Below are 24259 nucleotides of genomic sequence, written 5' to 3'. Positions count from 1 at the left end.
ACGCTTAGATGTAGGCCGGAACCATGCACTGCTTGTGTTCGACGTGATATTCGAACTCTTTCCAGTAGTGCTTGAGCATGCCGCGGACCGGCATCGCCGCGGCATCGCCGAGCGCGCAGATGGTGCGGCCCATGATGTTTTCCGCGACGTTGTTGAGCAGGTCCAGGTCTTCCTGGCGCCCCTCTCCGTGTTCGATGCGATTGACCATGCGGTAGAGCCAGCCGGTGCCTTCGCGGCACGGCGTGCACTGGCCGCACGATTCCTCAAAATAGAAGTACGACAGGCGCAGCAGCGAGCGGACCATGCAGCGCGTCTCGTCCATCACGATCACCGCGCCCGAACCCAGCATCGAGCCGGCCTTGGCGATCGAGTCGTAGTCCATGTCGGACGCCATCATCAGGTCGCCCGGCACCACCGGCGCCGACGAGCCGCCCGGGATCACCGCCTTGATGCGCTTGCCGCCGCGCATGCCGCCGGCGAGCTCCAGCAGCTTGGCGAACGGCGTGCCCAGCGGGATCTCGTAGTTGCCGGGCCGCTCGACGTCGCCCGAGATCGAGAAGATCTTGGTGCCGCCGTTGTTCGGCTTGCCCATCTTCAGGTAGTTCTCGGGGCCGACCGCCAGCAGGAACGGCACCGCGGCGAAGGTCTCGGTGTTGTTGATGGTGGTCGGCTTGCCGTACAGGCCGAAGCTGGCCGGGAACGGCGGCTTGAAGCGCGGCTGGCCTTTCTTGCCTTCCAGCGATTCGAGCAGCGCGGTTTCCTCGCCGCAGATATAGGCGCCGTAGCCGTGGTGGGCATGCAGCTGGAAGTCAAAGCCCGAACCCAGGATGTTGTCACCCAGGAAACCGGCAGCACGCGCCTCTTCGAGGGCTTCCTCGAAGATCTTGTATTCGTTCCAGATCTCGCCGTGGATGTAGTTGTAGCCCACGGTGATGCCCATCGCATACGCACCGATGGCCATGCCCTCGATCAGCGCATGCGGGTTGTAGCGGATGATGTCGCGGTCCTTGAACGTGCCGGGCTCGCCTTCATCGGTGTTGCAGACCAGGTATTTCTGTCCCGGGAAGGTGCGCGGCATGAAGCTCCACTTCAGGCCGGTCGGGAAGCCCGCACCGCCCCGGCCGCGCAGGCCCGAGGCCTTGACGTCGGCAATCACCTGCTCGGGCGGGATCTTGCCGGTCAGGATGCGCTTCAGTTGCTGGTAGCCGCCGCGCTTGACGTAGTCTTCCAGGTGCCAGTTGTTGCCGTCCAGGCCGGCCAGGATCAGCGGCTGGATATGGCGGTCGTGCAGACAGGTCATGTTACTTGCCCCCCTTGGCGGCCTCGGCCTTGAGCTCGTCGACCAGGGCGTCGAGCTTGTCGTCGCTCATCCAGCTGCACATGCGGGTGTTGTTGACGATCATCACCGGCGCATCGCCGCAGGCGCCCATGCACTCGCCTTCCTTCAGCGTGAAGCAGCCATCCGCGGTGGTTTCGTTGTAGTCGATGCCGAGCTTGCGCTTCAGGTAATCGCCAGCCCGCTCGCCGCCCGACAGCGCGCACGGCAGGTTGGTGCAGACCGTGAGCTTGTACTTGCCCACCGGCTTGGTGTCGTACATGTTGTAGAAGGTCGCCACCTCTTCCACCCACACGGGCGGCATCTCGAGGTAGTTGGCGACGAACTGCATGACTTCGGGGGAAACCCAGCCCACCTCGCCCTGCGCCACGGCAAGCGCCGCCATCACGGCCGACTGCTTCTGGTCGGCCGGATACTTCGCGATCGCGCGATCGATTTCCTTGAGAGCTTCTGCTGATAGCATGGTCATTGCAGTAAAACGGCGGAGCCAGCGCACTGGTGCGAGCTTCCGCAGGTTTGCAGCCGTCGCTGCCGTTCCGCCGGCGGGCCTTAGGCCGTGCCGGTCCGCCGCGGGTCTTCCGGGCTGCTCCGCCCGGCGGAGCCCTCGGAAAGCGCCCGGATCGTCGTCCGGGCCGGCGGTCCGTGATTAGCGGTCGATCTCGCCGAAGACGATGTCTTGCGTGCCGATGATCGTTACCGCGTCAGCAATCATGTGTCCCTTGGCCATTTCGTCGAGCGCGGCCAGGTGCGGGAAGCCAGGCGCACGGATCTTCAGGCGGTACGGCTTGTTCGCGCCGTCCGAGATCGCATAGATGCCGAACTCGCCCTTCGGGTGTTCCACCGCTGCGTATGCTTCGCCTTCGGGCACGTGCATGCCTTCGGTGAAGAGCTTGAAGTGGTGGATCAGTTCTTCCATGTTGGACTTCATCTCGACGCGCGAGGGCGGTGCCACCTTGTGGTTCTCGGTGATCACCGGCCCCGGGTTGCGGCGCAGCCATTCCACGCACTGCCGGATGATGCGGTTGGACTGGCGCATCTCTTCCACGCGCACCAGGTAGCGCGCGTAGCAGTCGCCGCCCACACCCACCGGCACGTCGAAGTCCAGCTTGTCGTAGACCTCGTACGGCTGCTTCTTGCGCAGGTCCCACGCAATCCCCGAGCCGCGCAGCATCGGGCCGGTAAAGCCCATCTGCAGCGCGCGTTCCGGGCTGACCACGCCGATGTCCACCAGGCGCTGCTTCCAGATCCGGTTGTCGGTCAGCAGCGTCTCGTATTCGTCGACGTACTTCGGGAAGCGGTTGGTGAAGTCCTCGATGAAATCCAGCAGCGAGCCCGAACGCGCCTCATTCATGGCCTTGATGGCGCGCTCGTTGTGTACCTTGGACGCGCGATATTGCGGCATCGTGTCAGGCAGGTCGCGATACACGCCGCCCGGACGGTAGTAGGCCGCGTGCATGCGCGCGCCCGACACCGCCTCGTACATGTCGAACATGTCCTCGCGTTCGCGGAAGGCGTACAGGAACACCGCCATCGCGCCCACGTCGAGCGCATGCGAGCCGATCCACATCAGGTGGTTCAGCAGGCGGGTGATCTCGTCGAACATCACGCGGATGTACTGCGCCCGCACCGGCACCTCGAGGCCCAGCAGCCGCTCGATGGCCATCACGTAGGCGTGCTCGTTGACCATCATCGACACGTAGTCGAGGCGGTCCATGTACGGCACGCTCTGGATCCAGGTCTTCTGCTCGGCCAGCTTCTCGGTGGCACGGTGCAGCAGGCCGATATGCGGGTCGGCGCGCTGGATCACTTCGCCGTCCAGTTCCAGCACCAGGCGCAGCACGCCGTGCGCGGCCGGGTGCTGCGGGCCGAAGTTCAGGGTGTAATTCTTGATATCTGCCATGACGCGTTCTCAGTACTCCACACCGCCGTACTTGTCCTCGCGGATCACGCGCGGCGTGAGTTCGCGCGGCTCGATCGTGACCGGCTGGTAGATGACCCGTTTCTGTTCGGGGTCGTAGCGCATCTCGACAAAGCCGGAAACCGGGAAGTCCTTGCGGAACGGATGGCCGACGAAACCGTAGTCGGTCAGGATGCGGCGCAGGTCGGGATGGCCATCGAACACGATGCCGTAGAAATCGAAGGCTTCGCGCTCGAACCAGTTGACCCCGTTCCACACGTTGATCAGCGACGGCAGCACCGGGAAGTCGTCGTCCGGCGCAAACGCGCGCAGGCGCAGGCGCCAGTTATGCGTAATGGACAGCAGCTGCGAGACCGCGGCAAAGCGCAGGCCGTCCCAGGCGCCATCGCCGTATTCGGAATAATCGACGCCGCACAGATCGATCAGCTGCTCGAAGCGCAGCGACGGATCGTCGCGCAGGATCTGGGCAACTTCCAGGTAGTCGTCGGCCTTGACGATCAGCGTCAGTTCGCCGGTCGCCTCGACCAGTTTCTGCACGCGCTTGCCGAGAGTTTTCTCGAGCGCGGCCTTCAGGGTATCGAGCTTCGCCATTTCAGCCCTTGCGCGCGATGGTGTTGGTACGCTTGATCTTGTTCTGCAGCTGGATCACGCCGTAGATCAGCGCTTCGGCCGTCGGCGGGCAGCCCGGCACGTAGATATCCACCGGCACGATGCGGTCGCAGCCACGCACCACCGAATACGAATAGTGGTAGTAGCCGCCGCCATTGGCGCACGAGCCCATCGAGATCACCCAGCGCGGTTCCGCCATCTGGTCGTAGACCTTGCGCAGCGCGGGGGCCATCTTGTTGCACAGCGTGCCGGCCACGATCATCACGTCCGACTGGCGCGGCGACGGGCGGAAGATCACGCCGAAGCGGTCCATGTCGTAGCGCGCGGCGCCGGCATGCATCATTTCCACGGCACAGCAGGCCAGGCCGAAGGTCATCGGCCACAGCGACCCGGTGCGGGTCCAGTTGATCAGCTTGTCAGCGGTAGTCGTGACAAAGCCTTCGTTGAGAACGCCTTCGATTGCCATTTCACATCACTCCCAATCGAGCGCGCCCTTTTTCCAGATGTAGACGAAGCCCACGATGAATTCCAGCAGAAACACGCCCATGGCGATGAAACCCGGCCAGCCGATATCCTTCAGGGCAACACCCCACGGAAACAGGAAGGCGGTTTCGAGATCGAACAGGATAAACAGGATGGCGATGAGGTAGTAGCGCACGTCGAACTTCATGCGCGCGTCCTCGAACGCTTCGAAGCCGCACTCGTACGGCGACAGCTTCGCGGGATCGGGCTTGTTCGGACCGAGGATCCGACCGATCGACATCAGCGCCACGCCAAGCACGACACCGAAAATGATGAAGATGAGAACGGGGAAGTAGGCTTCGAGATTCAAGGTACGGCCAGCCTTATCTGGAATGTTGTCAACAGCACCAGCTGAAGCGGCGTCCTGTTGCCCACCCCAGGCGCTAAGCCACGAGAATCATGGCGCGCCGCCTTGCGGACTGCCGGAGCCCCATGCGCGGGTGCATTGCCCGGCCAGGGACTCCGATCAAGTTGTTTGGTGCCGACGGCGAGACTCGAACTCGCACAGCTTTCGCCACTACCCCCTCAAGATAGCGTGTCTACCAATTTCACCACGTCGGCTGGGGGAGAAACAATATTGCCTGGCGCCGGGTTTTCAGGCCCTTCAGGTCCGTTGCAGAGGCTTTCGTCTTTGCTCGGAACCCCTCGCTGGGGAATCGTTTCAAGCCTTGCATTCTAACCCAAATTTCTTGCTTTGTTCAACGCACAACTGCAAAAAAACTCAGGAATCCGCCGCAAGGCGATCGGATTATTTCGGTACGGCGGGGGCTGCCGGCGCCGACGCATCCGCGGCCGCGGCAGGCGCCGAGGCACCGGCCACGGCGGGCGCCGATGCCGGCGCCGCACCCATCACGCCCAGCGACGCGGCGGGCTTGTAATTGCCCAGCAGCGTCAGCGCCAGCGTGCAGACAAAGAACAGCGTGGCCAGCACGGCGGTGGTGCGCGACAGGAAGTTTGCCGAGCCGGTGGCGCCGAACAGGCTGCCCGAGGCACCGGAGCCGAAGGCCGCGCCGACATCGGCGCCCTTGCCATGCTGGATCAGCACCAGGCCGATTACGCCCAGCGCCGACAACACCTGCAGCACCACCAACAAAGTCTTGAAGATTGCCATTTGATTTAAATAAGCCTTACTGGCTGGTTACTTGCCTGATCGGTCGATCGGTACGGCCGGCATTCAGGCGTTGCCGATCGCGAGAAAATCTTCCGACTTCAGCGAGGCGCCGCCAATCAGGCCCCCGTCGATATCGGTCATCGAAAACAGTTCGGCCGCATTGTCGGGCTTGACGCTGCCGCCATACAAAATCGCCATGCGCTCGGCCACGCCCGCATCGCGCGCGGCCACCTGGCCGCGCAGGAAGGCATGCACCGCCTGCGCCTGCGCGCTGGTGGCGGTCTTGCCGGTGCCGATGGCCCAGACCGGCTCATAGGCCAGCACCACGCGGCCCAGCTGCTCCACGGTCAGCGCGTCCAGCACCGCCTGCAGTTGCCTGCCGACCACGGCCTCGGTCTCGCCCGCCTCGCGCTGGGCCAGCGTCTCGCCCACGCAAACCACCGGGACGATGCCGAACTCGAGCGCCCGCAGCGCCTTGGCCGCGACGGCCTGGTCGGTTTCGCCATGGTAGGTGCGGCGCTCGGAGTGGCCGACCAGCGCATAGGTACAGCCAAACTCGCCCAACATGGACGCCGCCACTTCGCCGGTAAAGGCGCCGCGCGCCTCCGCCGACACGTCTTGTGCACCCCAGGCCACTTTAGAGCCATGTAGCAGCGCCTGGCATTGTGCAAGATAGGGGAACGGCGCGCAGACCGCCAGCGTCGCGCCGGTCACACCGGCGCCAGCCTGGATGCCTTCCAGCAGCGCCGCGTTGGCAGCCAGGCTGCCGTGCATCTTCCAATTGCCGATGACGAGCTTTTGTCTCACGAGGTGCCCCTCCCAAATCAAACCCGCTATTGTAGCGTGTGGCAGGGGCAAGGCGCTACCGCTGCCCGCTGGCGGCGGGCGCGGCACATCGCTGCACGGCAGGCGCCGGTCGGCTTACCAGGTCAGCACAATCTTGCCGATATGTTCGCTGGACTCCATCAGCCGGTGCGCCTCGGCCGCCTGCGCGGCCGGGAACACCTGGTGGATCACCGGCTTGATCTTGCCGGCGGCCAGCAGCGGCCACACCTGCTGGTGCAGCGCCGCGGCGATCTTGCCCTTGAACGATGCCGGGCGCGGACGCAGCGTCGAGCCGGTCACCGTAATGCGCCGGCGCAGGATGTCGCCCAGCGGAATCTCGGCCTTGGCGCCGCCCAGCAGCGCGATGATGACGATGCGGCCATCGTCGGCGATGCACTTGAGCTCGCGCGCCAGGTACGGGCCGGCCACCATGTCGAGGATCACGTCGACGCCCTTGCCGCCGGTCAGCGCGGCGACCTCGGCAACGAAGTCCTGGGTCTTGTAGTTGATCGCGCGATCGGCGCCGAGGTCTTCGCAAGCCTTGCACTTGTCATCGGTGCCGGCGGTGACGAAGACCTTGTAGCCGAGCGCCTTGGCGATCTGGATCGCGGTGGTGCCGATGCCGCTGGAGCCGCCCTGGATCAGCAGGGTCTCGTCCTTGCCGCGCGGGCCCTGGCCCAGGTAGCCGCGGTCGAACACATTGCTCCACACGGTGAAGAACGTCTCCGGCAGCGCCGCGGCCTCGATATCGCTCAGGCCTTGCGGCGCGGGCAGGACCTGCGCCAGCGGCGCGGTGCACAGCTGCGCGTAGCCGCCGCCCTGCACCAGCGCGCAGACGCGGTCGCCCACCTTCAGGCCAAAGCGGTTGTCGGCATGGTCGAGGTCGCCGCCCACCACGACACCGGCCACTTCCAGGCCCGGCAGGTCCGAAGCGCCCGGCGGCACCGGGTAGTTGCCGGTGCGCTGGAATACGTCGGGACGGTTGACGCCGGCGGCAGCCACGCGGATCAGGACTTCGCCCGCGCCCGGCACCGGGTCGGGACGCTCGGTCAGCTGGAGGACTTCGGGGGCGCCGTATTCGCGGATCTCGATGGCTTGCATGCTTGCTGCTCCTTGTCTTCTGTCGGGTCGGTGTGAGCCTGCGGCTCGATTGGGTTGCCCGGCAGTGTAAACAAAAAAACGGCTGGACATGGTCCAGCCGTTTTGCGGTGACGCCCCCAACCGGAGGCGCCGGCGGGCAGAACTACCCGTGGTGTTACTGCTGTTCCGAACTACCGGCCGGTGCTGCCGGCGCGGCGCTCTCGCCAGCGTTGATCGGGCTGATGCTGCCGCCCTCTTCCGCCAGCGCGGCCTTCAGCGACAGGCGCAGGCGGCCCTTCTCGTCGGCCTGGATCAGCTTGACGCGGACCTGCTGGCCTTCCTTCAGCCAGTCCTTGATGTCCTTGACACGCTCGTTGACGATTTCCGAGATGTGCAGCAGGCCGTCCTTGCCCGGCAGGATGTTGACGATGGCGCCGAAGTCCAGCAGCTTCAGCACGGTACCGGCGTAGATCTTGCCCACTTCGGCTTCCGCGGTGATGCCCTCGATGCGGCGCTTGGCTTCTGCCATGCCATCGGTCGAGGTCGACGCGATGGTGATGGTGCCGTCTTCCTGGATGTCGATGGTGGTGCCGGTTTCCTTGGTCAGCGCCTGGATGGTCGAGCCGCCCTTGCCGATCACTTCGCGGATCTTGTCCGGATGGATCTTCATGGTGATCATGCGCGGCGCGTGCGCCGACAGTTCGGTGCGGGCGTGGCCCATCGCTTCCTGCATGTTCGCCAGGATATGCAAGCGGCCTTCCTTGGCCTGCGCCAGCGCCACCTGCATGATTTCCTTGGTGATGCCCTGGACCTTGATGTCCATCTGCAGGGCGGTGATGCCGTTGTCGGTGCCGGCCACCTTGAAGTCCATGTCGCCGAGGTGGTCTTCGTCGCCCAGGATGTCGGTCAGCACCGCAAACTTGTTGCCTTCCAGGATCAGGCCCATGGCCACGCCGGCCACGTGCGCCTTGACCGGAACGCCGGCGTCCATCAGCGCCAGGCAGCCGCCGCAGACCGAAGCCATCGACGACGAGCCGTTGGACTCGGTGATTTCCGAAACCAGGCGGATGGTGTAGGCGAATTCATCGTCCTTCGGCAGCACCGGGATCAGTGCGCGCTTGGCCAGGCGGCCGTGGCCGATTTCGCGGCGCTTGGGGCTGCCCACGCGGCCGGTTTCACCGGTGGCGAACGGGGGCATGTTGTAGTGGAGCATGAAGCGGTCGCGGTACTCGCCGGCCAGCGCGTCGATGATCTGCTCGTCGCTCTTGGTGCCCAGCGTGGCCACCACCAGCGCCTGCGTTTCGCCACGCGTGAACAGTGCCGAGCCGTGCGCGCGCGGCAGCACCGACGAGCGGATCTCGATCGGGCGCACCGTGCGGGTGTCGCGGCCGTCGATACGCGGCTCGCCTGCCAGCACCTGGCCACGCACGATCTTGGCTTCCAGGTCGAACATGATGTTGCCGACTTCCACCTTGTCGGCTTCCACACCGGCTTCGGCCAGCGCGGCGGCCACCTTGGCCGACACTTCCTTCAGCTTCTGGCTGCGCGCCGACTTCTGGCGCAGCTGGTAGGCTTCCTGCAGCAGCGGCAGCGCGACTTCAGTGACCTTGGCGATCAGCGGCTCGTTCTTGGCCGCCGGGGTCCAGTCCCACTCCGGCTTGCCGCCTTCGCGCACCAGTTCATGGATCGCGTTGATCGCGATCTGCATCTGCTCGTGGCCGTAGACCACGGCGCCCAGCATCACGTCTTCGGACAGCTGGTTGGCTTCCGATTCGACCATCAGCACGGCGCGCTCGGTGCCGGCGACGATCAGGTCCAGGTCCGACGTGGCGAGCTGCGGGCGGGTCGGGTTGAGCAGGTACTGACCGTCCTTGTAGCCGACGCGCGCGGCGCCGACGGGGCCGCTGAACGGGATGCCCGACACGGCCAGCGCGGCCGATGCGCCGATCAGCGCGGGGATGTCGGCGGGCACTTCCGGGTTCAGCGACACCACGTGCACCACGACCTGCACTTCGTTGTAGAAGCCTTCCGGGAACAGCGGGCGCAGCGGGCGGTCGATCAGGCGCGAGGTCAGGGTCTCGTTTTCGGACGGACGGCCTTCACGCTTGAAGAAGCCGCCGGGGATCTTGCCGGCGGCGTAGGTCTTCTCGATGTAGTCGACGGTCAGCGGGAAGAAGTCCTGGCCCGGCTTCGGGTTCTTGGCGGCGACCACGGTCGCCAGCACCACGGTGTCTTCCACATCGACCAGCACGGCACCGCCAGCCTGGCGGGCGATTTCGCCGGTTTCCATGCGGACCGTGTGCTGGCCCCACTGGAATTCCTTGACGACCTTGTTGAACATGGACATGTGCATTCCTTGACTTGCGTGCTGGCCGCGCAATTCACGCAATGACACGTGCGCGGCCAACGACGCCTGCGTTCTCAGCCGCAGGCAAACTGCCGGGTTGCCGGTCGCGGTCGCAGGGAAGTGCTATGCCATTCCAGCGCGGCACCGGCGTTGCCGATGCCGCGCTGGAATGACACAAAGCCCTGTTTCCTTGCCCGATCCGGGGTGTTTGAAAAAGAACAACTTACTCCGTTGCGAAGCTTGCCGCAACGGGCGCCCGGGCCATCGCAATGGCCGGGCAGCATGAAGCGAAAATCACTCCATGGTCGGCCCGCATTGCTGGGAGAAGCGGTTCGCGCCCCGCCAGAAATGCAAAATGCCTGCCCAGCAATGCTGAAGCAGGCATCGAGGCCTCACGCGAAACCGTGCAAACGCTGGAATCGCGCTGCCATCGGACGCAACCTTACTTGCGCAGACCCAGCTTTTCGATCAGGGCGCGGTAACGGTCGGCATCGTTGGACTTGAGGTAGTCCAGCAGGCGGCGACGGCGGCTCACCATGCGCAGCAGGCCGCGGCGGCTGTGGTGGTCCTTCATGTTGGCCTTGAAGTGCGGGGTCAGTTCGTTGATGCGGGTGGTCAGCAGGGCCACTTGCACTTCGGGGCTGCCAGTGTCGTTGGCGCCACGTGCGAACTGCTTGATGACTTCGGACTTGTTGATATCGGCGACTGCCATGATGATTTCCTTTCACTTGCGAACGCTACAGCGCGGGATGCGCCGCATGCGTCGTGCCATCTGATGACTGGCTACTGCCGTCACCCGGCCGATGGCCAGATCACGACAGCGGCGGATTATAGCCGAAAAGCCGCGACAGGAGTACCCGGGCGCCGCGCCGCTCAGGGGCGCTCCATGCGGCAGGTGGTCGGCAGCGTAGTCTGCGCGGCCTTGAGCTTGCGCACGGTGCGGAAGCCATAGCCGGAACCCTCGTTGTCGAAGCGCACGGCCCCGCCCTGGCGCTCCATCACCGACACGTACAGCGGCTGCAGCACCTGGTGGTCGTCGGCGCGCACGGTGGCCTCGTGGAAGTCGTTGACGTAGCGCATGTTCTCCAGCGCGCGCGCCACCTTCACCGCGTCGGTGGATCCGGCCTGCGTGATCGCGCGCGCCAGCATCTCGACCATCATCTGCATGCGCAGGTGGACGTAGTCGTCCTTCGGTTCCGGATAGCGCGCGCGGAACTCCTGGTAGAACGCATCGGAAGCCGCCCCGCCCACGTTCGGATGCCACTCTGCCACCGCCAGCACGCGTCCCACGCCGGCATCGCCCATCGCCGCCGGCGCGCCCAGGCCATTGCCGTAGAAGGTATAGAACTTGGCCCGCAGCCCGCCCTCGCGCGCGGCCTTGACCATAAGCGTCAGGTCATTGCCCCAGTTGCCGGTGATCACCGCGTCAGCGCCGCTGGCCTTGATCTTGGCGATGTAGGGCGCAAAGTCCTTGATCTTGCCGATCGGGTGGAACTCGTCGCCAACGATCTGGATGTCGGGCCGGCGCGCGCCCAGCATCTCGCGCGCCGAGCGCGCCACCTGGTGGCCGAAGCTGTAGTCCTGGTCGATCAGGTAGACCTTGCGCACGCTTTGGTCGTGGCGGATCACCTCGGTCAGCGCCTGCATGCGCATGTCGGCGCTGGCGTCGAAGCGGAAGTGCCAGAAGCTGCAGTTCTCGTTGGTCAGGCTCGGATCGACTGCCGAATAGTTCAGGAACAGCACGCGTGCGTCGGGCTGGCGCGCGTTATGGCGGTTGATCGCCGACACCAGCGCACCGGCCACCGCCGAGCTGTTGCCTTGCAGGACGAACGGAATGCGCTTGTCGGTCAGCGCGCGCAGCTGGATCAGGCTTTCGTCGACATTGCCCTTGCTGTCGAAGGTGACCAGTTCCAGCGGGCGCGTACCCTCGGCGGTCTTGACGCCGCCGCGCGCATTGATGCGCTCGATTGCCAGGCGCAGGTTGCGCACCACCGCTTCGCCGGCATTGGCGAACGGACCGGACAGGCCGTCGATCATGCCCAGCCGGATCGGCTCCTGCGCCGATGCGCCCGCCGCTGCCGCCAGCAACAACCCGCCCAGCCATCCCCGCCACCGCGCCCCAACCGTCATTCGTCTCTCCTGGAAAGCGCAGGATAGTACGGCAGCGTCCCGTTACGGGCAAATGCGCCCTCCACGGGTCCTTCGTCTCCAATTCCATGGAGAACCGGACGCGTTATCGCGCGATCCCCACAAAAGCAGCGCCCGGCGCACACGGCGCCGGCGCCGCACTACACTTGCGATATCCGGAACACCGCACCTACCGAGGTTTTGCCATGAATTCCTACATCGCCAGGACCATCCGCCGCCTGGGGCTGGCGCTATGCGTCGCCATGCTTGCCGCCTGCTCCACGCTGATGCCGGTGCAGGAAGGTAGCAGGCTGGTGGGCCAGCCGCAGGCGGCAGTGCAGGCCATGTTCGGGCCGCCCACCGATGTGTTCCAGCTGCGCGACGGCACCTCGCGCTGGATTTACTCGAAGCAGCCCATGGGCCAGTATGCCTATGGCGCGGATTTCGACCGCAACGGCAACCTCACCGTGTTCCGCAACATGCTGGCGACACCCGAGCTGTACAAGGCGCAAGTCAACACCTGGACCAAGCGCGACGTGGCCGAGCATTTCGGCATGACGCGGCTGCCGGTCAGCTACTTCCCGCGCATGCGCAACGAGGTCTGGTCCTACCGCTTCCGCCACGAAGACGTCTGGCCATCGCTGTTCCACTTCTATTTCGACGACGCCGGCGTGCTGCGCCGGACTCAGATCACGCCCGACCCGCTCTACGATCCGGACGAGCGGCGTTTTTTCTGACGCGCTGCCCTCAAGGCCATGAAAAAGCCCGCCATCCCCGGGTCGGGAATGGCGGGCCTGGTCCGTGCGTTCAGGCCGGGTAGGCCTTCCGCCGTCAGCGCAGAGGCCTGGGTCAGATCTGCGGATTGATCTTCTGCACGGCCTTGTCGTGCAGCTTGTTCAGTGCGGCCAGGTAGGCCTTGGCCGACGCGGCGACGATATCCGGGTCGGTGCCGACGCCGTTGACGATGCGGCCGGCCTTGGTCAGGCGCACCGTGACTTCACCTTGCGCCTCGGTGCCCCCGGTGATGGCGTTGACCGAATACAGCACCATTTCGGCACCGCTGGCCACGCGCGACTCGATCGCATGCAGGGTGGCGTCGACCGGGCCATTGCCCTCGCCTTCGCCGCTCTGCTCCTGGCCGTCCATGCTGAACACCACGCGCGCGTGCGGACGCTCGCCGGTTTCCGAGCGCTGCGACAGCGAGATAAAGCGGAAGTGCTCGTTGGCGTCGTGCTGGGCCTCGTTCGAGACGATGGCGACGATGTCCTCGTCGAAGATCTCGGCCTTCTGGTCGGCCAGTTCCTTGAAGCGGGTGAAGGCGGCGTTGACTTCGGCTTCGCTCTCGAGCTCGATGCCGAGTTCCTGCAGGCGCTGCTTGAAAGCATTGCGGCCCGACAGCTTGCCCAGCACGATCTTGTTGGCGGTCCAGCCCACGTCTTCCGCGCGCATGATCTCGTAGGTGTCGCGCGCCTTGAGCACGCCATCCTGGTGGATGCCCGAGGCATGCGCAAAGGCATTGGCGCCGACCACGGCCTTGTTCGGCTGCACCGCGAAACCGGTGATCTGCGACACCAGCTTCGACGCCGGCACGATCTGCGTGGTGTCGATGCCGAGGTCCAGGTTGAAGTAGTCGCGGCGGGTCTTCACCGCCATCACGACTTCTTCAAGGCTGGTGTTACCGGCGCGCTCGCCGAGGCCGTTGATGGTGCATTCGATCTGGCGGGCGCCAGCCATCTTGACCGCGGCCAGCGAGTTGGCCACGGCCATGCCCAGGTCGTTATGGCAGTGCACCGACCAGACCGCCTTGTCCGAGTTGGGGATGCGCTCGCGCACCGAGCGGATCAGCTCGGCATAGCCTTCCGGCACGGCATAGCCGACGGTATCGGGCAGGTTGATGGTGGTCGCACCCTCGGCGATCACGCCTTCGAGCACGCGGCACAGGAAGTCCATGTCGGAGCGGCTGCCGTCTTCCGGCGAGAACTCGATATCGTCGGTGAACTGGCGCGCGAAGCGCACCGCCAGGCGCGCCTGCTGGTACACCTCGTCCGGCGTCATGCGCAGCTTCTTCTCCATGTGCAGCGCGGAGGTGGCGATGAAGGTGTGGATGCGGAACGAGTTGGCCGGCTTGAGCGCCTCGGCGGCGCGGGCAATGTCCTTGTCGTTGGCGCGCGCCAGCGAGCAGATGGTGGAGTCCTTGACCACCTGCGCGATCGAGCGAATCGCCTCGAAGTCGCCATTGGAGCTCGCGGCGAAACCGGCCTCGATCACATCGACCTTCAGGCGTTCCAGCTGGCGCGCGATGCGGATCTTTTCCTCGCGGGTCATCGAGGCGCCGGGCGACTGCTCGCCGTCACGCAAGGTGGTGTCGAAAATGATGAGTTTGTCAGACATGGTGTGGAGCTCCTGATTGCTTATCGTGTGCTGTCCCCGGCATGCTGCGTCCGGGGCTTTACCGCCTGTTCCGCGCTCCACGGCTGTGGAATGCAAAACGCCCCGGCGTGCATGGTGCAGGCCGGGGCGTTGGAAAAATTCCTTGCGGATTTCGCGCTAAGGGGTAAGTCCGTCCTTAGCGCGCGCGCGTCCCGACCTGATGGCCTAGTAGGCCACCTAGGGTGGTGCGGGCGATTAGGACTTGGCGCGAAATCATGGCTGCGACTATAGCTGACTTGGCGGGCGCGTGCAACACGGGGTTTTGCCGCACGCGCCGCCTGCCGTTGCCTCAGCCCTTCGGCGGGATGCGCAGCTTCTGGCCCGGGTAGATCTTGTCCGGGTGGCTCAGCATCGGCTGGTTGGCCTCGAAGATCTTGTTGTAGTCGGCGCCGTTGCCGTAAGCCGCCTGCGCGATTGCCCACAGCGTGTCGCCCTTGACCACGGTGTGCCAGCCCGATTCCGCGGACTCGACATTGACCGACATCTTGTCCTCGACCTTGTCGACGCCCTCGACATTGCCGGCGCACAGGATGATCTTCTCGCGCGTGGCCTGGTCGGGCGCCACGCCGAATACGGTGACGAGGCCCTGCGAGCCGTCGACCTGCACCATCAGCCCGGTGGCGTCCAGCCCCATCTTCTTGATATACGCCTCGATCGCATCGCCCGCGGCGCGATTGGCCGCATCGACCTTCTCCGCCGATGCATCCGCGGCGGCGGCCGCCTGCGCGGCCTTGGCCTCGCCGGTACCGAACAGCTTTTCTCCCGCTTCCTTGATGAAGTCGAACATGCCCATGACATCCTCCTGACGGTGGGTGGAAAACACTGCAGAGTGCCACAGCCCGATGGCCGCGGCATGAAAACAATGGTGAACGCCGCAATGCATGAAGGGCGCCTGAGCGCCCTTCTGCCATCTATTCGCGCGGCTTCTTCTCCATCGCCGGCTTGCCGTGCATGGCCCGCCAGGCCCACAGCACATAGCCGGAAATGGCGTAGGCCACGAACAAGCCGAACAGCGCCACCGGCGGATCGGTCGAGACCACTACGAACAGCACCAGTACCAGCACCATCATGCCGAACGGCACGCGGTAGCGCACGTCGAGCGCCTTGCCGCTGTAGAACGGCGCGTTGGACACCATCGACAGCCCCGCGTACAGCGTGATGCCGAACGCCACCCACGGCATCCACAGTTCCTTGACCGGCAGCTTGTTGTCGATCACCAGCCAGACGAAGCCGGCCACCAGCGCCGCCGCGGCCGGACTCGGCAGGCCCTGGAAGAAACGCTTGTCGATCACGCCGATATTGGCGTTGAAGCGCGCCAGCCGCAGCGCCGCGCAGGTGCAGTAGACAAAGGCCGCGATCCAGCCCCACTTGCCCAGGTCATGCAGGATCCATTCGTACATCACCAAAGCCGGCGCCACGCCGAATGAAGTCATGTCCGACAGCGAGTCATATTGCTCGCCGAACGCGCTTTGCGTATTGGTGATGCGGGCCACGCGCCCGTCCATGCCATCCAGCACCATCGCCGCGAAGATGGCGATGGCGGCGGCGTCGAAGCGCATGTTCATCGCCTGCACGATGGCGAAGAACCCGGCAAACAGCGCCGCGGTGGTGAAGGCGTTGGGCAGCAGGTAGATGCCGCGCCGGCGCGGGCGCTGGTAGACGATGTCCTGGTCGTCGGCGGCTTCGTCGTCGAAGTCGTCGTCGGCGCCGCGCAGCTGGTTGTGGCGGAACGGCCGCAGGTGGGTCACGTTGCCGCTGTTGCTGCGCTTGTTACGTCGATGGAAGGCAACCATCACAGTCCTCCGGTCAGGCCGCCGCTCACTGCACGTCGAGTTCGGCGAGGATGGTCGACGAGGCCGACACCTTCTCGCCGATGGTCACGCGCGGGCGCGCGTCGAGCGGCAGGTACACGTCGACACGCGAGCCGAAGCGGATAAAGCCGTAGCGCTGGCCGCGCGAAAGGTTGTCGCCGGCCGTGGTGTAGCACAGGATGCGGCGGGCCACCAGGCCTGCCACCTGCACCAGCGTGACCAGTTGGCCGTCGGCCGCGCGCCGGATCAGCACCGCGTTGCGCTCGTTCTCGGTCGATGCCTTGTCCAGGTCGGCATTGACGAACTTGCCGGGAAAGTACTCGACCTTCTCCACCGCGCCGTCGACCGAGACGCGGTTCGAGTGCACGTTGAAGACGTTCATGAAGACGCTGATCTTCAGCGCCTCGCGGTTGGCGTACGGATCCATCGTCTTCTCGACCACGACGATGCGGCCGTCGGCCGGGGCCAGCACGGCATTGGGCTGCGACGGGATCGGACGCGGCGGATCGCGGAAGAACTGCAGCACGAATATCGTGATGATCCACAGCGGCAGCGCCCACCAGAAGCCCGCGCTGGCATGCACCAGCAGCGAGATGACAAAGGCGCCGGCCAGGAATGGCCAGCCTTCACGGGCGATCAGCGGATGAGGATAGTTCATGCAGTACGTGTTTCGGTGGAGTCAGGCCAAGGCAAGGCGGCATGGCCGCGGCACACCGGTACCACGCGTGCCTGCCGGCCACCGCGGGAGCAGTATCCGGCACGCCTTGCCCGAAAAGTTCGACAAGGATAACAAAAAGCCGTTCAGGTCCCGGCAATCCCCTTCCGATGATAGAAGGGCAAGGCACGGAACGCTGAACGGCTTCGGCCCGCCGCCGTGCGGCGCGGGCCATCAGACAGCGCGTCTGCTTAGTTCTTCGACTGGTCGACCATCTTGTTCTTGGCAATCCACGGCATCATCGCGCGCAGCTTCTCGCCCACCACTTCGATCTCGTGCTCGGCGTTCAGGCGACGGCGCGAGATCAGCGTCGGGGCGCCGGCCTTGTTTTCCAGCAGGAAGCTCTTGGCGTATTCGCCGGTCTGGATGTCCTTCAGGCACTGCTGCATCGCCTTCTTGGTCTCCTCGGTCACCACGCGCGGGCCGGTGACGTACTCACCATATTCGGCGTTGTTGGAGATCGAGTAGTTCATGTTGGCGATGCCGCCTTCGTAGATCAGGTCGACGATCAGCTTCAGCTCGTGCAGGCACTCGAAGTACGCCATTTCAGGAGCGTAGCCGGCTTCCACCAGGGTCTCGAAGCCAGCCTTGATCAGTTCGACGGTACCGCCGCACAGCACGGCCTGCTCGCCGAACAGGTCGGTTTCGGTCTCTTCGCGGAAGTTGGTCTCGATGATGCCGGCACGGCCGCCGCCGTTGGCGGTGGCGTACGACAGCGCGATGTCACGGGCGGCGCCGGACTTGTTCTGGTGCACGGCGATCAGGTGCGGCACGCCGCCACCTTGCGTGTAGGTGGCGCGCACGGTGTGGCCCGGAGCCTTCGGCGCGATCATGATCACGTCCAGGTCGGCGCGCGGGATCACGGCACCGTAGTGCACGTTGAAGCCGTGGGCGAAGGCCAGCGCGGCGCCTTCCTTGATGTTGGCGTGCACTTCGTTCTTGTACACGTCGGCAATCTGCTCGTCCGGCAGCAGGATCATGACCACGTCGGCGTTCTTGACGGCCTCGGCCACTTCCTTGACTTGCAGGCCGGCGTTGACGGCCTTGTTCCACGACGCGCCGCTCTTGCGCAGGCCGACCGTCACGTTGACGCCCGAGTCCTTCAGGTTCAGCGCGTGGGCATGGCCCTGCGAGCCATAGCCGATGATGGTGACATTCTTGCCCTTGATCAGGGAGAGGTCGGCGTCCTTGTCGTAAAACACTTTCATGATGATTCCTTCAATCTCTGTCTTTTGTATGAGAGGGGCGGCATCCTCGGGCGCATCGTGTGCGCCCGGATCGCGCCGCCCCGGGGATACTGCGTGAAGCCGTTGCGGTGAGCCGGGAGCCGCTCAGACCTTCAGGATGCGCTCGCCGCGGCCGATGCCCGAGCCGCCGGTACGGACGGTCTCCAGGATGGCAGTGCGGTCGATCGCGTCCAGGAACGCATCGAGCTTCACGCCGTTGCCGGTCAGCTCGATGGTGTAGGTCTTCTCGGTGACATCGATGATGCGGCCGCGGAAGATGTCGGCGGTGCGCTTCATTTCCTCGCGCTCCTTGCCCACCGCGCGCACCTTGACGAGCATCAGCTCGCGTTCGATGTGCGCGCCTTCGGTCAGGTCGACCACCTTGACCACCTCCACCAGCCGGTTCAGGTGCTTGGTGATCTGTTCGATCACGTCATCCGAGCCGGAGGTGACGATGGTCATGCGCGACAGCGAGGCATCCTCGGTGGGTGCCACGGTCAGCGTCTCGATGTTATAGCCGCGGGCCGAGAACAGGCCCACCACGCGCGACAGCGCGCCCGGTTCGTTTTCCAGCAGGACCGAAATGATGTGTCGCATATTTACAGGTCCTCCGCGCCGAGCAGCATTTCGGAAATGCCCTTGCCGGCCTGGACCATCGGCCAGACGTTTTCGGTGGGATCGGTCTGGAAGTCCAGGAACACGGTACGGTCCTTCAGGCGGAACGCCTCGCGCAGCGCCGGCTCGACGTCCGCGCTCTTCTCGACGCGCATGCCGACGTGCCCGTAGGCCTCGGCCAGCTTGACGAAATCGGGCAGCGCATCCATGTAGGAATGCGAGTAGCGGTTGTCGTACTCGATCTCCTGCCACTGGCGCACCATGCCGAGGTAGCCGTTGTTGAGCGAGCAGATCTTCACCGGGGTGTCGTACTGCAGGCAGGTCGACAGCTCCTGGATGCACATCTGGATCGAGCCCTCGCCGGTGATGGTGACGACTTCCTTCTCCGGGAATGCCTTCTTGATGCCCATCGCGTACGGCAGGCCCACGCCCATCGTGCCCAGGCCGCCGGAGTTGATCCAGCGGCGCGGCTCGTTGAACTTGTAGAACTGCGCGGCCCACATCTGGTGCTGGCCGACGTCGGAGCAGATAAAGGCGTCGCCGTGGGTCAGTTCCCAGATCTTTTCCACCACGTACTGCGGCTTGATGATCTCGGAGCTGCGGTCGTACTTCAGGCAGTCCACCGAGCGCCATTGCTCGATCTGCTCCCACCACCTGGCCAGCGCCTCGCGCTTGGGTTTGATGTCGCTGGCCTTGATCTGCGCGATCAGTTCCTGCAGCACGTCCTTGACGTTGCCGACGATGGGGATGTCGACCTTGACGCGCTTGGAAATCGACGACGGATCGATGTCGATGTGGATGATCTTGCGCGCCTGCGAGGTAAAGTGCGACGGGTTGCCGATCACGCGGTCGTCGAAGCGGGCGCCGATGGCGATCAGCACGTCGCAGTTCTGCATGGCCATGTTGGCTTCATACGTGCCGTGCATGCCGAGCATGCCGACGAACTGCTTGCTGGTGCCGGGGAACGCGCCCAGGCCCATCAGCGTGTTGGTCACCGGGTGGCCGGTCAGCGCGGCCAGCTGGCGCAGCTCGTCGCTGGCATTGGCCAGCACCACGCCGCCGCCGCTGTAGATGTACGGGCGCTCGGCATTCTGCAGCAGCGCCACGGCCTTGCGGATCTGGCCCGAGTGGCCCTTGTTGACCGGGTTGTACGAGCGCATGTCGATCGACTTGGGGTACTCGTACTTGCAGGCATTGCGCGAGACATCCTTGGGGATGTCCACCACCACCGGGCCGGGACGGCCGGTCGCGGCGATGAAGAACGCCTTCTTGATGGTCGCGGCAAGATCGCGCACGTCCTTCACCAGGAAGTTGTGCTTGACGATCGGACGGGTGATGCCGACGGTGTCGCACTCCTGGAAGGCGTCCTGGCCAATGGCGTGGGTCGGCACGTTGCCGGTGATCACCACCATCGGGATCGAGTCGAGGTACGCGGTGGCAATGCCGGTGACGGCATTGGTCACGCCGGGACCGGAGGTCACCAGGGCGACACCCACCTTGCCGGTTGCGCGTGCGTAGCCATCCGCGGCATGGACCGCGGCCTGCTCGTGGCGCACCAGGATGTGCTCGAACTTGGTTTGCTTGTGGAGCTCGTCGTAGATATACAGCACTGCGCCGCCGGGGTAGCCCCAGACGTACTCGACGCCTTCTTCGGCAAGTGCGTGAACGAGAATTTCCGCCCCGATCATTTCGGGTGCGGCAGATGAATTGCTGTCGGCGTGGGAGAATTCCGCGCTGGGCATGTTCATTTCAGTCCTTTGCAATTTTCGGCAAAAAATTGTTTGGATGCTCTCTGCCGAACTTGTGGCTCGGGTTCAAGCGGTGCGCGTCTGCATGGAAGACCGCCTCATAAGCGGCCGGATGAGACAACCACTGATGTCGTGTGAACCGTCGATGATACTGCAATGCACCAGCGCGGTCTACGATTGTTTACGCCTGTGGCGCCGGCAAGTTCCCCAAATTGGCGCAAAAAGTTTTCCGCACTGCCATGTATGTCGTGCCATACAAAACGGTACAGCGCGGCGAAATTTTGCTAGCATCGCAGCACATTGGGCATGCACGCGCCCTAGGCAGCACATTCACCAGAACCGGGCATTTGTCCCGCAGCAACAAGCCCCAACCGCCTGAATGGCCACCGACCAGGAACTGTCCGCTTTTCTTGCCAGCGTCGAGCGGCGCGCCTTCAAGCAGGCCGTGTTCGCCGTCCGCGACGACGAGGCCGCGCTGGACATCGTCCAGGACGCCATGATCAAGCTGGCCGAGAAGTATGGCGACAAGGGTGCCGCGGAACTGGCGCCGCTGTTCCAGCGCATCCTGCAGAACACCATCCACGACTGGTTCCGGCGCCAGAAAGTGCGCAATACCTGGGTCTCGCTGTTTTCCAGCCTGCGCGACGACCGTGACGGCGGCGACGACAACGACCTGCTCGAGACGCTCGAGGCACAGGCCGGCTCGGCATCGGCCGAAAGCAGCGCCGACCACGTCGAGCGCGCCCAGACCATGCACATCATCGAGCAAGAAATCCAGCGCCTGCCCACGCGTCAACGCCAGGCGTTCCTGATGCGTTACTGGGAGGATATGGACGTCGCCGAAACCGCCGCCGTGATGGGCTGTTCCGAAGGCAGCGTCAAGACGCACTGTTCCCGTGCCACGCATACACTTGCGCAGGCCCTGCGCGCGCGGGGGGTCCGACTATGAGCAGAAACGACAAAGAAATCCGCGAACGCCGGTTTGCCCATGAGGTCCGGGCGGCACTGGATGCCGGCGCCGACGCATTGCCGGCCGATATTTCCGAACGGCTCGCCGCCGCGCGCCGGATGGCGGTCGCCCGCAAGAAGGCCGAGGCGCCTGTGCTGGTGCCGCAATTGGCCATGCCGGGCGCGCACGCACCGGTGTTCGACGACGACACCTCGCCGCTGCACCGCGCCGGCGCGTGGCTGCGGCGCCTTGGCCTGGTGTGGACGCTGGTGGCGCTGGCCGCCGGCCTGACTGGCATCTACCACTGGCAGGAGCAGAAGCGCATCGAGGAACTGGCCGATATCGACGCCGCCATGCTGCTCGACGACCTGCCGCCCACGGCCTACGCCGACGAGGGCTTCCACGTGTTCCTCAAGCGCGGTCAATAGCATGGCGCGCGCGATCTTCCGTCCCGACGCCATGCGCCGGCTGGCAGCATTGCTGGCCGGCGCCGGCGCCGCCGCCTGCTGGGGGTTGCTGCCCGCCGTGGCGCAGGCCCAGGGCGCTTCCGCGGCGGCTGGCCCCGCCGTGGCGCAGCCCGCCCAGACTGCCAGTGCCAAGCCGGCCTGGGCCGACCTGAGCCCAGTCAACCAGCGCATCCTCGCGCCGCTGCAGCCGCTGTGGGACAGCCTGCCGGAACTGAACCGCCACAAGTGGCTGCGCATCGCCGCGCGCTATCCAAAGTACTCGCCGGCCGAACAGGCACGGCTGCAGGCGCGCATGGCGGAGTGGGTCAGGATGACCCCGCAGCAACGCCGGCTGGCGCGCGAAAACTACCAGATCACCCGCACGTTGCCGGCCGAGAAAAAGGCCGAGGCCTGGGACAGGTATCAGCAGCTGCCTGAAGAGCAGAAAAAGAAGCTGGCCGCCGCCGACCACGTGCCGCGCCGCCCCGGTGCCGTCAGCGCGCTGCCCAGCGGCAAGCGCCTGCCCAGCGACACCAGCCGCCAGCTCCACCGCGAGCCCAGGACAGCCACTGCCACGGGCCACGGCGGCCGCAAGCCGGCCAGCGAGGCGCAGGCGCAACCAGCCTCGGCGCCGGCTGCCATGGCCGCCGCTTCCGGGCCTGCCGCCCCGGCCGCCCCTTCTGCCGCCACCCCCGCACTTCCCGCGAGCGCGGCGCCGGTTGCGCCGCAGGCAGCCGACGTCGCCACCGAGGCGGCTGCGACCGCTTCTGACGCCACCGTGCGCCAGTAATCGCCACGCCATTTGGCATAATGGCGGTCTCACGCCGGCCAGCGAAGCCAGGCCGGCCCCCGCCTCCGCATCGGCACCAAGGCCGCGCGCCGGCGCCCCGTCCCGATCGCCTTCCATGCCCGCTGCCACACTCAAACCCCAGCCCCCCGCCACAGCTGCCACCGTGCCGGCCGCGCCGCCGCTGCGCCGCCGCATCGCCTGCATGCTTTACGAAGGCGTGCTGCTGTTTGGCGTGCTGAGCGCGTCGACCGCGGCCTATTTGCTGGTGCGGCCGCTGCTGCAGAAGCTTGGCATGGAGGGAGCGCTGGCGATCCAGCTATGGAGCTTCCTGGTGATGGGGTGGTATTTCACCTGGTTCTGGCAGCGCAACGGCCAGACCCTGGCGATGCAGACCTGGCGCATGCGCGTCGAAAACTCCGCCGGCGTGCCGCCGCGCTGGCCCCAGGCGGCCCTGCGCTACGTGCTGGCGTGGCTGTGGCTGCCGCCATCGGCCGCGCTCGGCCATCTGCTGGGGCTGGTGAAAGGCCCGTTCGTCGGCGTGCTGGGCGCTGGCCTGCTGGTCTGGATCCTGCTGGCATGGCTGGATCCGCGCCGCCAGTTCCTGCATGACCGGCTGGCCGGCACGCGGCTGACGGACCTGCGCGCCAAGCCATGAGCCTGGGGGCCGCCGGCATCCGCCGCCTCGCGGTGACCTTGCAGGCGGCCGCAGCGCTTGGCATTGCCGCGGCGCTGGTGCGCACGGCCGCCTGGCCGTGGCCCGGCGCGCTGGCCGCCGGTGCCGGCCTGATCCTGGGCAGCTTCGCCATCGGTATTGCCATCGCCTTCGGGCTGAGCGGGCGCGGCCTGTGGGTCGGACGCGGCGATCACCCGCCCGCGCCGCCCGTTGCACTTGCCGCCACCCGCAGGCCGCTGAAGCTGGCGGAGGCGTTGCGCTGCTACGCGGCCGAATGCCTGGCCGTGCTGCGCATGTTCGACTGGCTGCAGCCGTTCCGCGCGAGCGCGTCCTTCGTCCCCGCCGTGGATGCCGCGCCCGGACGCGATGCCCCGCCGGTGCTGCTGGTCCATGGCTACGCCTGCGGCCAGGCCATCTGGCTCGACATGCAGCCGGCGCTGGCGGCCGCCGGCTACCGCTGCCAAGGGATCGACCTGGAACCCGTGTTCGGCGACATCGACGACTACGCGCGTGCGCTGCTGGCCGCGATGCGGCGCATCCGCGCGGAAAGCGGGCGCGCGCCGCTGCTGCTCTGCCACAGCATGGGCGGCCTGGCTGCGCGCGCCGCGCTGCGGCTGGCCGGCGACGAAGACGCCTGCGCCGGCGTGGTGACGTTGGGCAGCCCTCACCACGGCAGCGCGCTGGCGCGCTTCGGCGGCGGCCATAATGCGCGCCAGATGCGCTGCGGCAGTCCCTGGCTGCGCGCGCTGGCGGCGGCCGAAACCCCACGCCTGCGCGCCCGCATGGTGTCGATCTTCAGCTGGCATGACTCGATTGCCGGGCCGCCATGCACTGGCTGGCTCGACGGTGCCGGGTATATCGCGCTGTCCGGCATCGGCCATGTGTCGCTGCTGCGCCATCCCGCCGCGGTGCGGGCCGTGCTCGACGCGCTGGCCGAGTTGTCTGCGCGTGGCCGCTGAGCCGGTCCTCCACCTGCCCTGT

General features: G+C 65.7%; 25 protein-coding genes and 1 tRNA gene. 6 read left to right on the top strand and 20 right to left on the bottom strand.

Annotation, left to right across the window (positions count from 1 at the left end; genetic code table 11):
* Positions 1 to 4: 4 nt before the first annotated feature.
* From nuoF to ACOCMH_RS21390, 13 genes are all read right to left on the bottom strand, one after another.
* Positions 5 to 1300, bottom strand: a complete 1296-nt coding sequence (gene nuoF, locus ACOCMH_RS21450) for an NADH-quinone oxidoreductase subunit NuoF (protein ID WP_427312910.1) — start codon at positions 1298 to 1300, stop codon at positions 5 to 7.
* A gap of 1 nt (position 1301) precedes the next feature.
* Positions 1302 to 1799 carry an NADH-quinone oxidoreductase subunit NuoE gene (gene nuoE, locus ACOCMH_RS21445; RefSeq protein ID WP_427312909.1) on the bottom strand — a complete coding sequence of 166 codons (498 nt, stop codon included), beginning with the start codon at positions 1797 to 1799 and terminating at the stop codon, positions 1302 to 1304.
* A 183-nt stretch (positions 1800 to 1982) separates the two neighbouring features.
* On the bottom strand, positions 1983 to 3236 hold the full coding sequence (locus ACOCMH_RS21440; RefSeq protein ID WP_171517531.1) for an NADH-quinone oxidoreductase subunit D: 1254 nt from the start codon (positions 3234 to 3236) through the stop codon (positions 1983 to 1985).
* 9 nt (positions 3237 to 3245) lie between these two features.
* On the bottom strand, positions 3246 to 3845 hold the full coding sequence (locus tag ACOCMH_RS21435; protein ID WP_427312908.1) for an NADH-quinone oxidoreductase subunit C: 600 nt from the start codon (positions 3843 to 3845) through the stop codon (positions 3246 to 3248).
* Between the two features lies 1 nt (position 3846).
* Positions 3847 to 4329 (bottom strand): NuoB/complex I 20 kDa subunit family protein, encoded by a 483-nt coding sequence (locus tag ACOCMH_RS21430; protein WP_008643342.1) that lies wholly within the window; start codon positions 4327 to 4329, stop codon positions 3847 to 3849.
* Positions 4330 to 4335: 6 nt separating this feature from the next.
* Positions 4336 to 4695: an NADH-quinone oxidoreductase subunit A gene (locus ACOCMH_RS21425; protein ID WP_012352330.1), complete on the bottom strand. Its 360-nt coding sequence runs from the start codon at positions 4693 to 4695 to the stop codon at positions 4336 to 4338.
* A 166-nt stretch (positions 4696 to 4861) separates the two neighbouring features.
* A tRNA-Leu gene (locus ACOCMH_RS21420) sits at positions 4862 to 4946 on the bottom strand.
* Positions 4947 to 5133: 187 nt separating this feature from the next.
* Positions 5134 to 5496, bottom strand: coding sequence for a preprotein translocase subunit SecG (gene secG / locus ACOCMH_RS21415; protein ID WP_306851404.1), 363 nt, complete (start codon positions 5494 to 5496; stop codon positions 5134 to 5136).
* 63 nt (positions 5497 to 5559) lie between these two features.
* The gene (gene tpiA, locus ACOCMH_RS21410) at positions 5560 to 6303 is read right to left on the bottom strand and encodes a triose-phosphate isomerase (RefSeq protein WP_427312907.1); all 744 of its coding nucleotides are present in this window, start codon (positions 6301 to 6303) and stop codon (positions 5560 to 5562) included.
* A 114-nt stretch (positions 6304 to 6417) separates the two neighbouring features.
* Positions 6418 to 7422, bottom strand: a complete 1005-nt coding sequence (locus tag ACOCMH_RS21405) for an NAD(P)H-quinone oxidoreductase (RefSeq protein ID WP_427312906.1) — start codon at positions 7420 to 7422, stop codon at positions 6418 to 6420.
* Positions 7423 to 7576: 154 nt separating this feature from the next.
* Entirely contained in the window at positions 7577 to 9748 is a 2172-nt protein-coding gene (gene pnp / locus ACOCMH_RS21400) for a polyribonucleotide nucleotidyltransferase (RefSeq protein WP_427312905.1), read from the bottom strand.
* Positions 9749 to 10190: 442 nt separating this feature from the next.
* A complete protein-coding gene (gene rpsO, locus ACOCMH_RS21395) occupies positions 10191 to 10460 on the bottom strand; it encodes a 30S ribosomal protein S15 (RefSeq protein ID WP_010809136.1) in 270 nt (89 codons plus the stop codon).
* A gap of 161 nt (positions 10461 to 10621) precedes the next feature.
* Positions 10622 to 11878, bottom strand: coding sequence for a branched-chain amino acid ABC transporter substrate-binding protein (locus tag ACOCMH_RS21390; RefSeq protein WP_427312904.1), 1257 nt, complete (start codon positions 11876 to 11878; stop codon positions 10622 to 10624).
* A 203-nt stretch (positions 11879 to 12081) separates the two neighbouring features.
* On the opposite strand from ACOCMH_RS21390, the gene ACOCMH_RS21385 reads away from it, so the two are divergent.
* Positions 12082 to 12612, top strand: a complete 531-nt coding sequence (locus tag ACOCMH_RS21385) for a hypothetical protein (protein WP_427312903.1) — start codon at positions 12082 to 12084, stop codon at positions 12610 to 12612.
* Between the two features lie 112 nt (positions 12613 to 12724).
* Here the strand turns inward: ACOCMH_RS21385 and ACOCMH_RS21380 are convergent, their stop codons facing one another.
* The 7 genes from ACOCMH_RS21380 to ACOCMH_RS21350 form a co-directional block, all read right to left on the bottom strand.
* A complete protein-coding gene (locus ACOCMH_RS21380; protein WP_171517523.1) occupies positions 12725 to 14266 on the bottom strand; it encodes a 2-isopropylmalate synthase in 1542 nt (513 codons plus the stop codon).
* A gap of 328 nt (positions 14267 to 14594) precedes the next feature.
* The gene (lysM, locus tag ACOCMH_RS21375) at positions 14595 to 15098 is read right to left on the bottom strand and encodes a peptidoglycan-binding protein LysM (protein ID WP_427312902.1); all 504 of its coding nucleotides are present in this window, start codon (positions 15096 to 15098) and stop codon (positions 14595 to 14597) included.
* A 118-nt stretch (positions 15099 to 15216) separates the two neighbouring features.
* Positions 15217 to 16098 carry a CDP-diacylglycerol--serine O-phosphatidyltransferase gene (gene pssA, locus ACOCMH_RS21370; protein ID WP_427312901.1) on the bottom strand — a complete coding sequence of 294 codons (882 nt, stop codon included), beginning with the start codon at positions 16096 to 16098 and terminating at the stop codon, positions 15217 to 15219.
* 25 nt (positions 16099 to 16123) lie between these two features.
* Positions 16124 to 16774 (bottom strand): phosphatidylserine decarboxylase, encoded by a 651-nt coding sequence (locus tag ACOCMH_RS21365; protein WP_427312900.1) that lies wholly within the window; start codon positions 16772 to 16774, stop codon positions 16124 to 16126.
* A 248-nt stretch (positions 16775 to 17022) separates the two neighbouring features.
* Positions 17023 to 18039: a ketol-acid reductoisomerase gene (gene ilvC / locus ACOCMH_RS21360; protein WP_427312899.1), complete on the bottom strand. Its 1017-nt coding sequence runs from the start codon at positions 18037 to 18039 to the stop codon at positions 17023 to 17025.
* A 123-nt stretch (positions 18040 to 18162) separates the two neighbouring features.
* Positions 18163 to 18654, bottom strand: coding sequence for an acetolactate synthase small subunit (ilvN, locus tag ACOCMH_RS21355; RefSeq protein WP_010809144.1), 492 nt, complete (start codon positions 18652 to 18654; stop codon positions 18163 to 18165).
* A gap of 2 nt (positions 18655 to 18656) precedes the next feature.
* Positions 18657 to 20420, bottom strand: coding sequence for an acetolactate synthase 3 catalytic subunit (locus ACOCMH_RS21350; protein WP_427312898.1), 1764 nt, complete (start codon positions 20418 to 20420; stop codon positions 18657 to 18659).
* Between the two features lie 379 nt (positions 20421 to 20799).
* Here ACOCMH_RS21350 and ACOCMH_RS21345 point away from each other — a divergent pair, with 379 nt between their 5' ends.
* The 5 genes from ACOCMH_RS21345 (at position 20800) to ACOCMH_RS21325 (ending at position 24237) form a co-directional block, all read left to right on the top strand.
* The gene (locus ACOCMH_RS21345) at positions 20800 to 21369 is read left to right on the top strand and encodes an RNA polymerase sigma factor (RefSeq protein ID WP_171517517.1); all 570 of its coding nucleotides are present in this window, start codon (positions 20800 to 20802) and stop codon (positions 21367 to 21369) included.
* A complete protein-coding gene (locus tag ACOCMH_RS21340; RefSeq protein ID WP_427312897.1) occupies positions 21366 to 21797 on the top strand; it encodes a DUF3619 family protein in 432 nt (143 codons plus the stop codon). The genes ACOCMH_RS21345 and ACOCMH_RS21340 overlap by 4 nt, the downstream gene beginning before the upstream one ends.
* A 1-nt stretch (position 21798) precedes the next feature.
* Positions 21799 to 22605 (top strand): DUF3106 domain-containing protein, encoded by an 807-nt coding sequence (locus ACOCMH_RS21335; RefSeq protein WP_427312896.1) that lies wholly within the window; start codon positions 21799 to 21801, stop codon positions 22603 to 22605.
* Positions 22606 to 22720: 115 nt separating this feature from the next.
* On the top strand, positions 22721 to 23260 hold the full coding sequence (locus tag ACOCMH_RS21330) for an RDD family protein (RefSeq protein ID WP_427312895.1): 540 nt from the start codon (positions 22721 to 22723) through the stop codon (positions 23258 to 23260).
* Positions 23257 to 24237 (top strand): esterase/lipase family protein, encoded by a 981-nt coding sequence (locus ACOCMH_RS21325; protein WP_427312894.1) that lies wholly within the window; start codon positions 23257 to 23259, stop codon positions 24235 to 24237. The genes ACOCMH_RS21330 and ACOCMH_RS21325 overlap by 4 nt, the downstream gene beginning before the upstream one ends.
* Positions 24238 to 24259: the final 22 nt, after the last annotated feature.

This window comes from Cupriavidus sp. H39, assembly GCF_050271075.1.
In the GTDB taxonomy this organism is placed as follows: Bacteria; Pseudomonadota; Gammaproteobacteria; order Burkholderiales; family Burkholderiaceae; genus Cupriavidus; species Cupriavidus necator_B.
Note: the sequence above shows the minus strand (reverse complement) of the source record. Positions and strands in the feature narration are given on the sequence as shown.

Bases quoted from the DNA above. Each gene is read 5' to 3' on its own strand.
- nuoF (WP_427312910.1), bottom strand. From the start codon at position 1,300: ATGACCTGTCTGCACGACCGCCATATCCAGCCGCTGATCCTGGCCGGC.
- nuoE (WP_427312909.1), bottom strand. From the start codon at position 1,799: ATGCTATCAGCAGAAGCTCTCAAGGAAATCGATCGCGCGATCGCGAAG.
- ACOCMH_RS21440 (WP_171517531.1), bottom strand. From the start codon at position 3,236: ATGGCAGATATCAAGAATTACACCCTGAACTTCGGCCCGCAGCACCCG.
- ACOCMH_RS21435 (WP_427312908.1), bottom strand. From the start codon at position 3,845: ATGGCGAAGCTCGATACCCTGAAGGCCGCGCTCGAGAAAACTCTCGGC.
- ACOCMH_RS21430 (WP_008643342.1), bottom strand. From the start codon at position 4,329: ATGGCAATCGAAGGCGTTCTCAACGAAGGCTTTGTCACGACTACCGCT.
- secG (WP_306851404.1), bottom strand. From the start codon at position 5,496: ATGGCAATCTTCAAGACTTTGTTGGTGGTGCTGCAGGTGTTGTCGGCG.
- ACOCMH_RS21405 (WP_427312906.1), bottom strand. From the start codon at position 7,422: ATGCAAGCCATCGAGATCCGCGAATACGGCGCCCCCGAAGTCCTCCAG.
- pnp (WP_427312905.1), bottom strand. From the start codon at position 9,748: ATGTCCATGTTCAACAAGGTCGTCAAGGAATTCCAGTGGGGCCAGCAC.
- rpsO (WP_010809136.1), bottom strand. From the start codon at position 10,460: ATGGCAGTCGCCGATATCAACAAGTCCGAAGTCATCAAGCAGTTCGCA.
- ACOCMH_RS21390 (WP_427312904.1), bottom strand. From the start codon at position 11,878: ATGACGGTTGGGGCGCGGTGGCGGGGATGGCTGGGCGGGTTGTTGCTG.
- ACOCMH_RS21385 (WP_427312903.1), top strand. From the start codon at position 12,082: ATGAATTCCTACATCGCCAGGACCATCCGCCGCCTGGGGCTGGCGCTA.
- ACOCMH_RS21380 (WP_171517523.1), bottom strand. From the start codon at position 14,266: ATGTCTGACAAACTCATCATTTTCGACACCACCTTGCGTGACGGCGAG.
- lysM (WP_427312902.1), bottom strand. From the start codon at position 15,098: ATGGGCATGTTCGACTTCATCAAGGAAGCGGGAGAAAAGCTGTTCGGT.
- pssA (WP_427312901.1), bottom strand. From the start codon at position 16,098: ATGGTTGCCTTCCATCGACGTAACAAGCGCAGCAACAGCGGCAACGTG.
- ACOCMH_RS21365 (WP_427312900.1), bottom strand. From the start codon at position 16,774: ATGAACTATCCTCATCCGCTGATCGCCCGTGAAGGCTGGCCATTCCTG.
- ilvC (WP_427312899.1), bottom strand. From the start codon at position 18,039: ATGAAAGTGTTTTACGACAAGGACGCCGACCTCTCCCTGATCAAGGGC.
- ilvN (WP_010809144.1), bottom strand. From the start codon at position 18,654: ATGCGACACATCATTTCGGTCCTGCTGGAAAACGAACCGGGCGCGCTG.
- ACOCMH_RS21350 (WP_427312898.1), bottom strand. From the start codon at position 20,420: ATGAACATGCCCAGCGCGGAATTCTCCCACGCCGACAGCAATTCATCT.
- ACOCMH_RS21345 (WP_171517517.1), top strand. From the start codon at position 20,800: ATGGCCACCGACCAGGAACTGTCCGCTTTTCTTGCCAGCGTCGAGCGG.
- ACOCMH_RS21340 (WP_427312897.1), top strand. From the start codon at position 21,366: ATGAGCAGAAACGACAAAGAAATCCGCGAACGCCGGTTTGCCCATGAG.
- ACOCMH_RS21335 (WP_427312896.1), top strand. From the start codon at position 21,799: ATGGCGCGCGCGATCTTCCGTCCCGACGCCATGCGCCGGCTGGCAGCA.
- ACOCMH_RS21330 (WP_427312895.1), top strand. From the start codon at position 22,721: ATGCCCGCTGCCACACTCAAACCCCAGCCCCCCGCCACAGCTGCCACC.
- ACOCMH_RS21325 (WP_427312894.1), top strand. From the start codon at position 23,257: ATGAGCCTGGGGGCCGCCGGCATCCGCCGCCTCGCGGTGACCTTGCAG.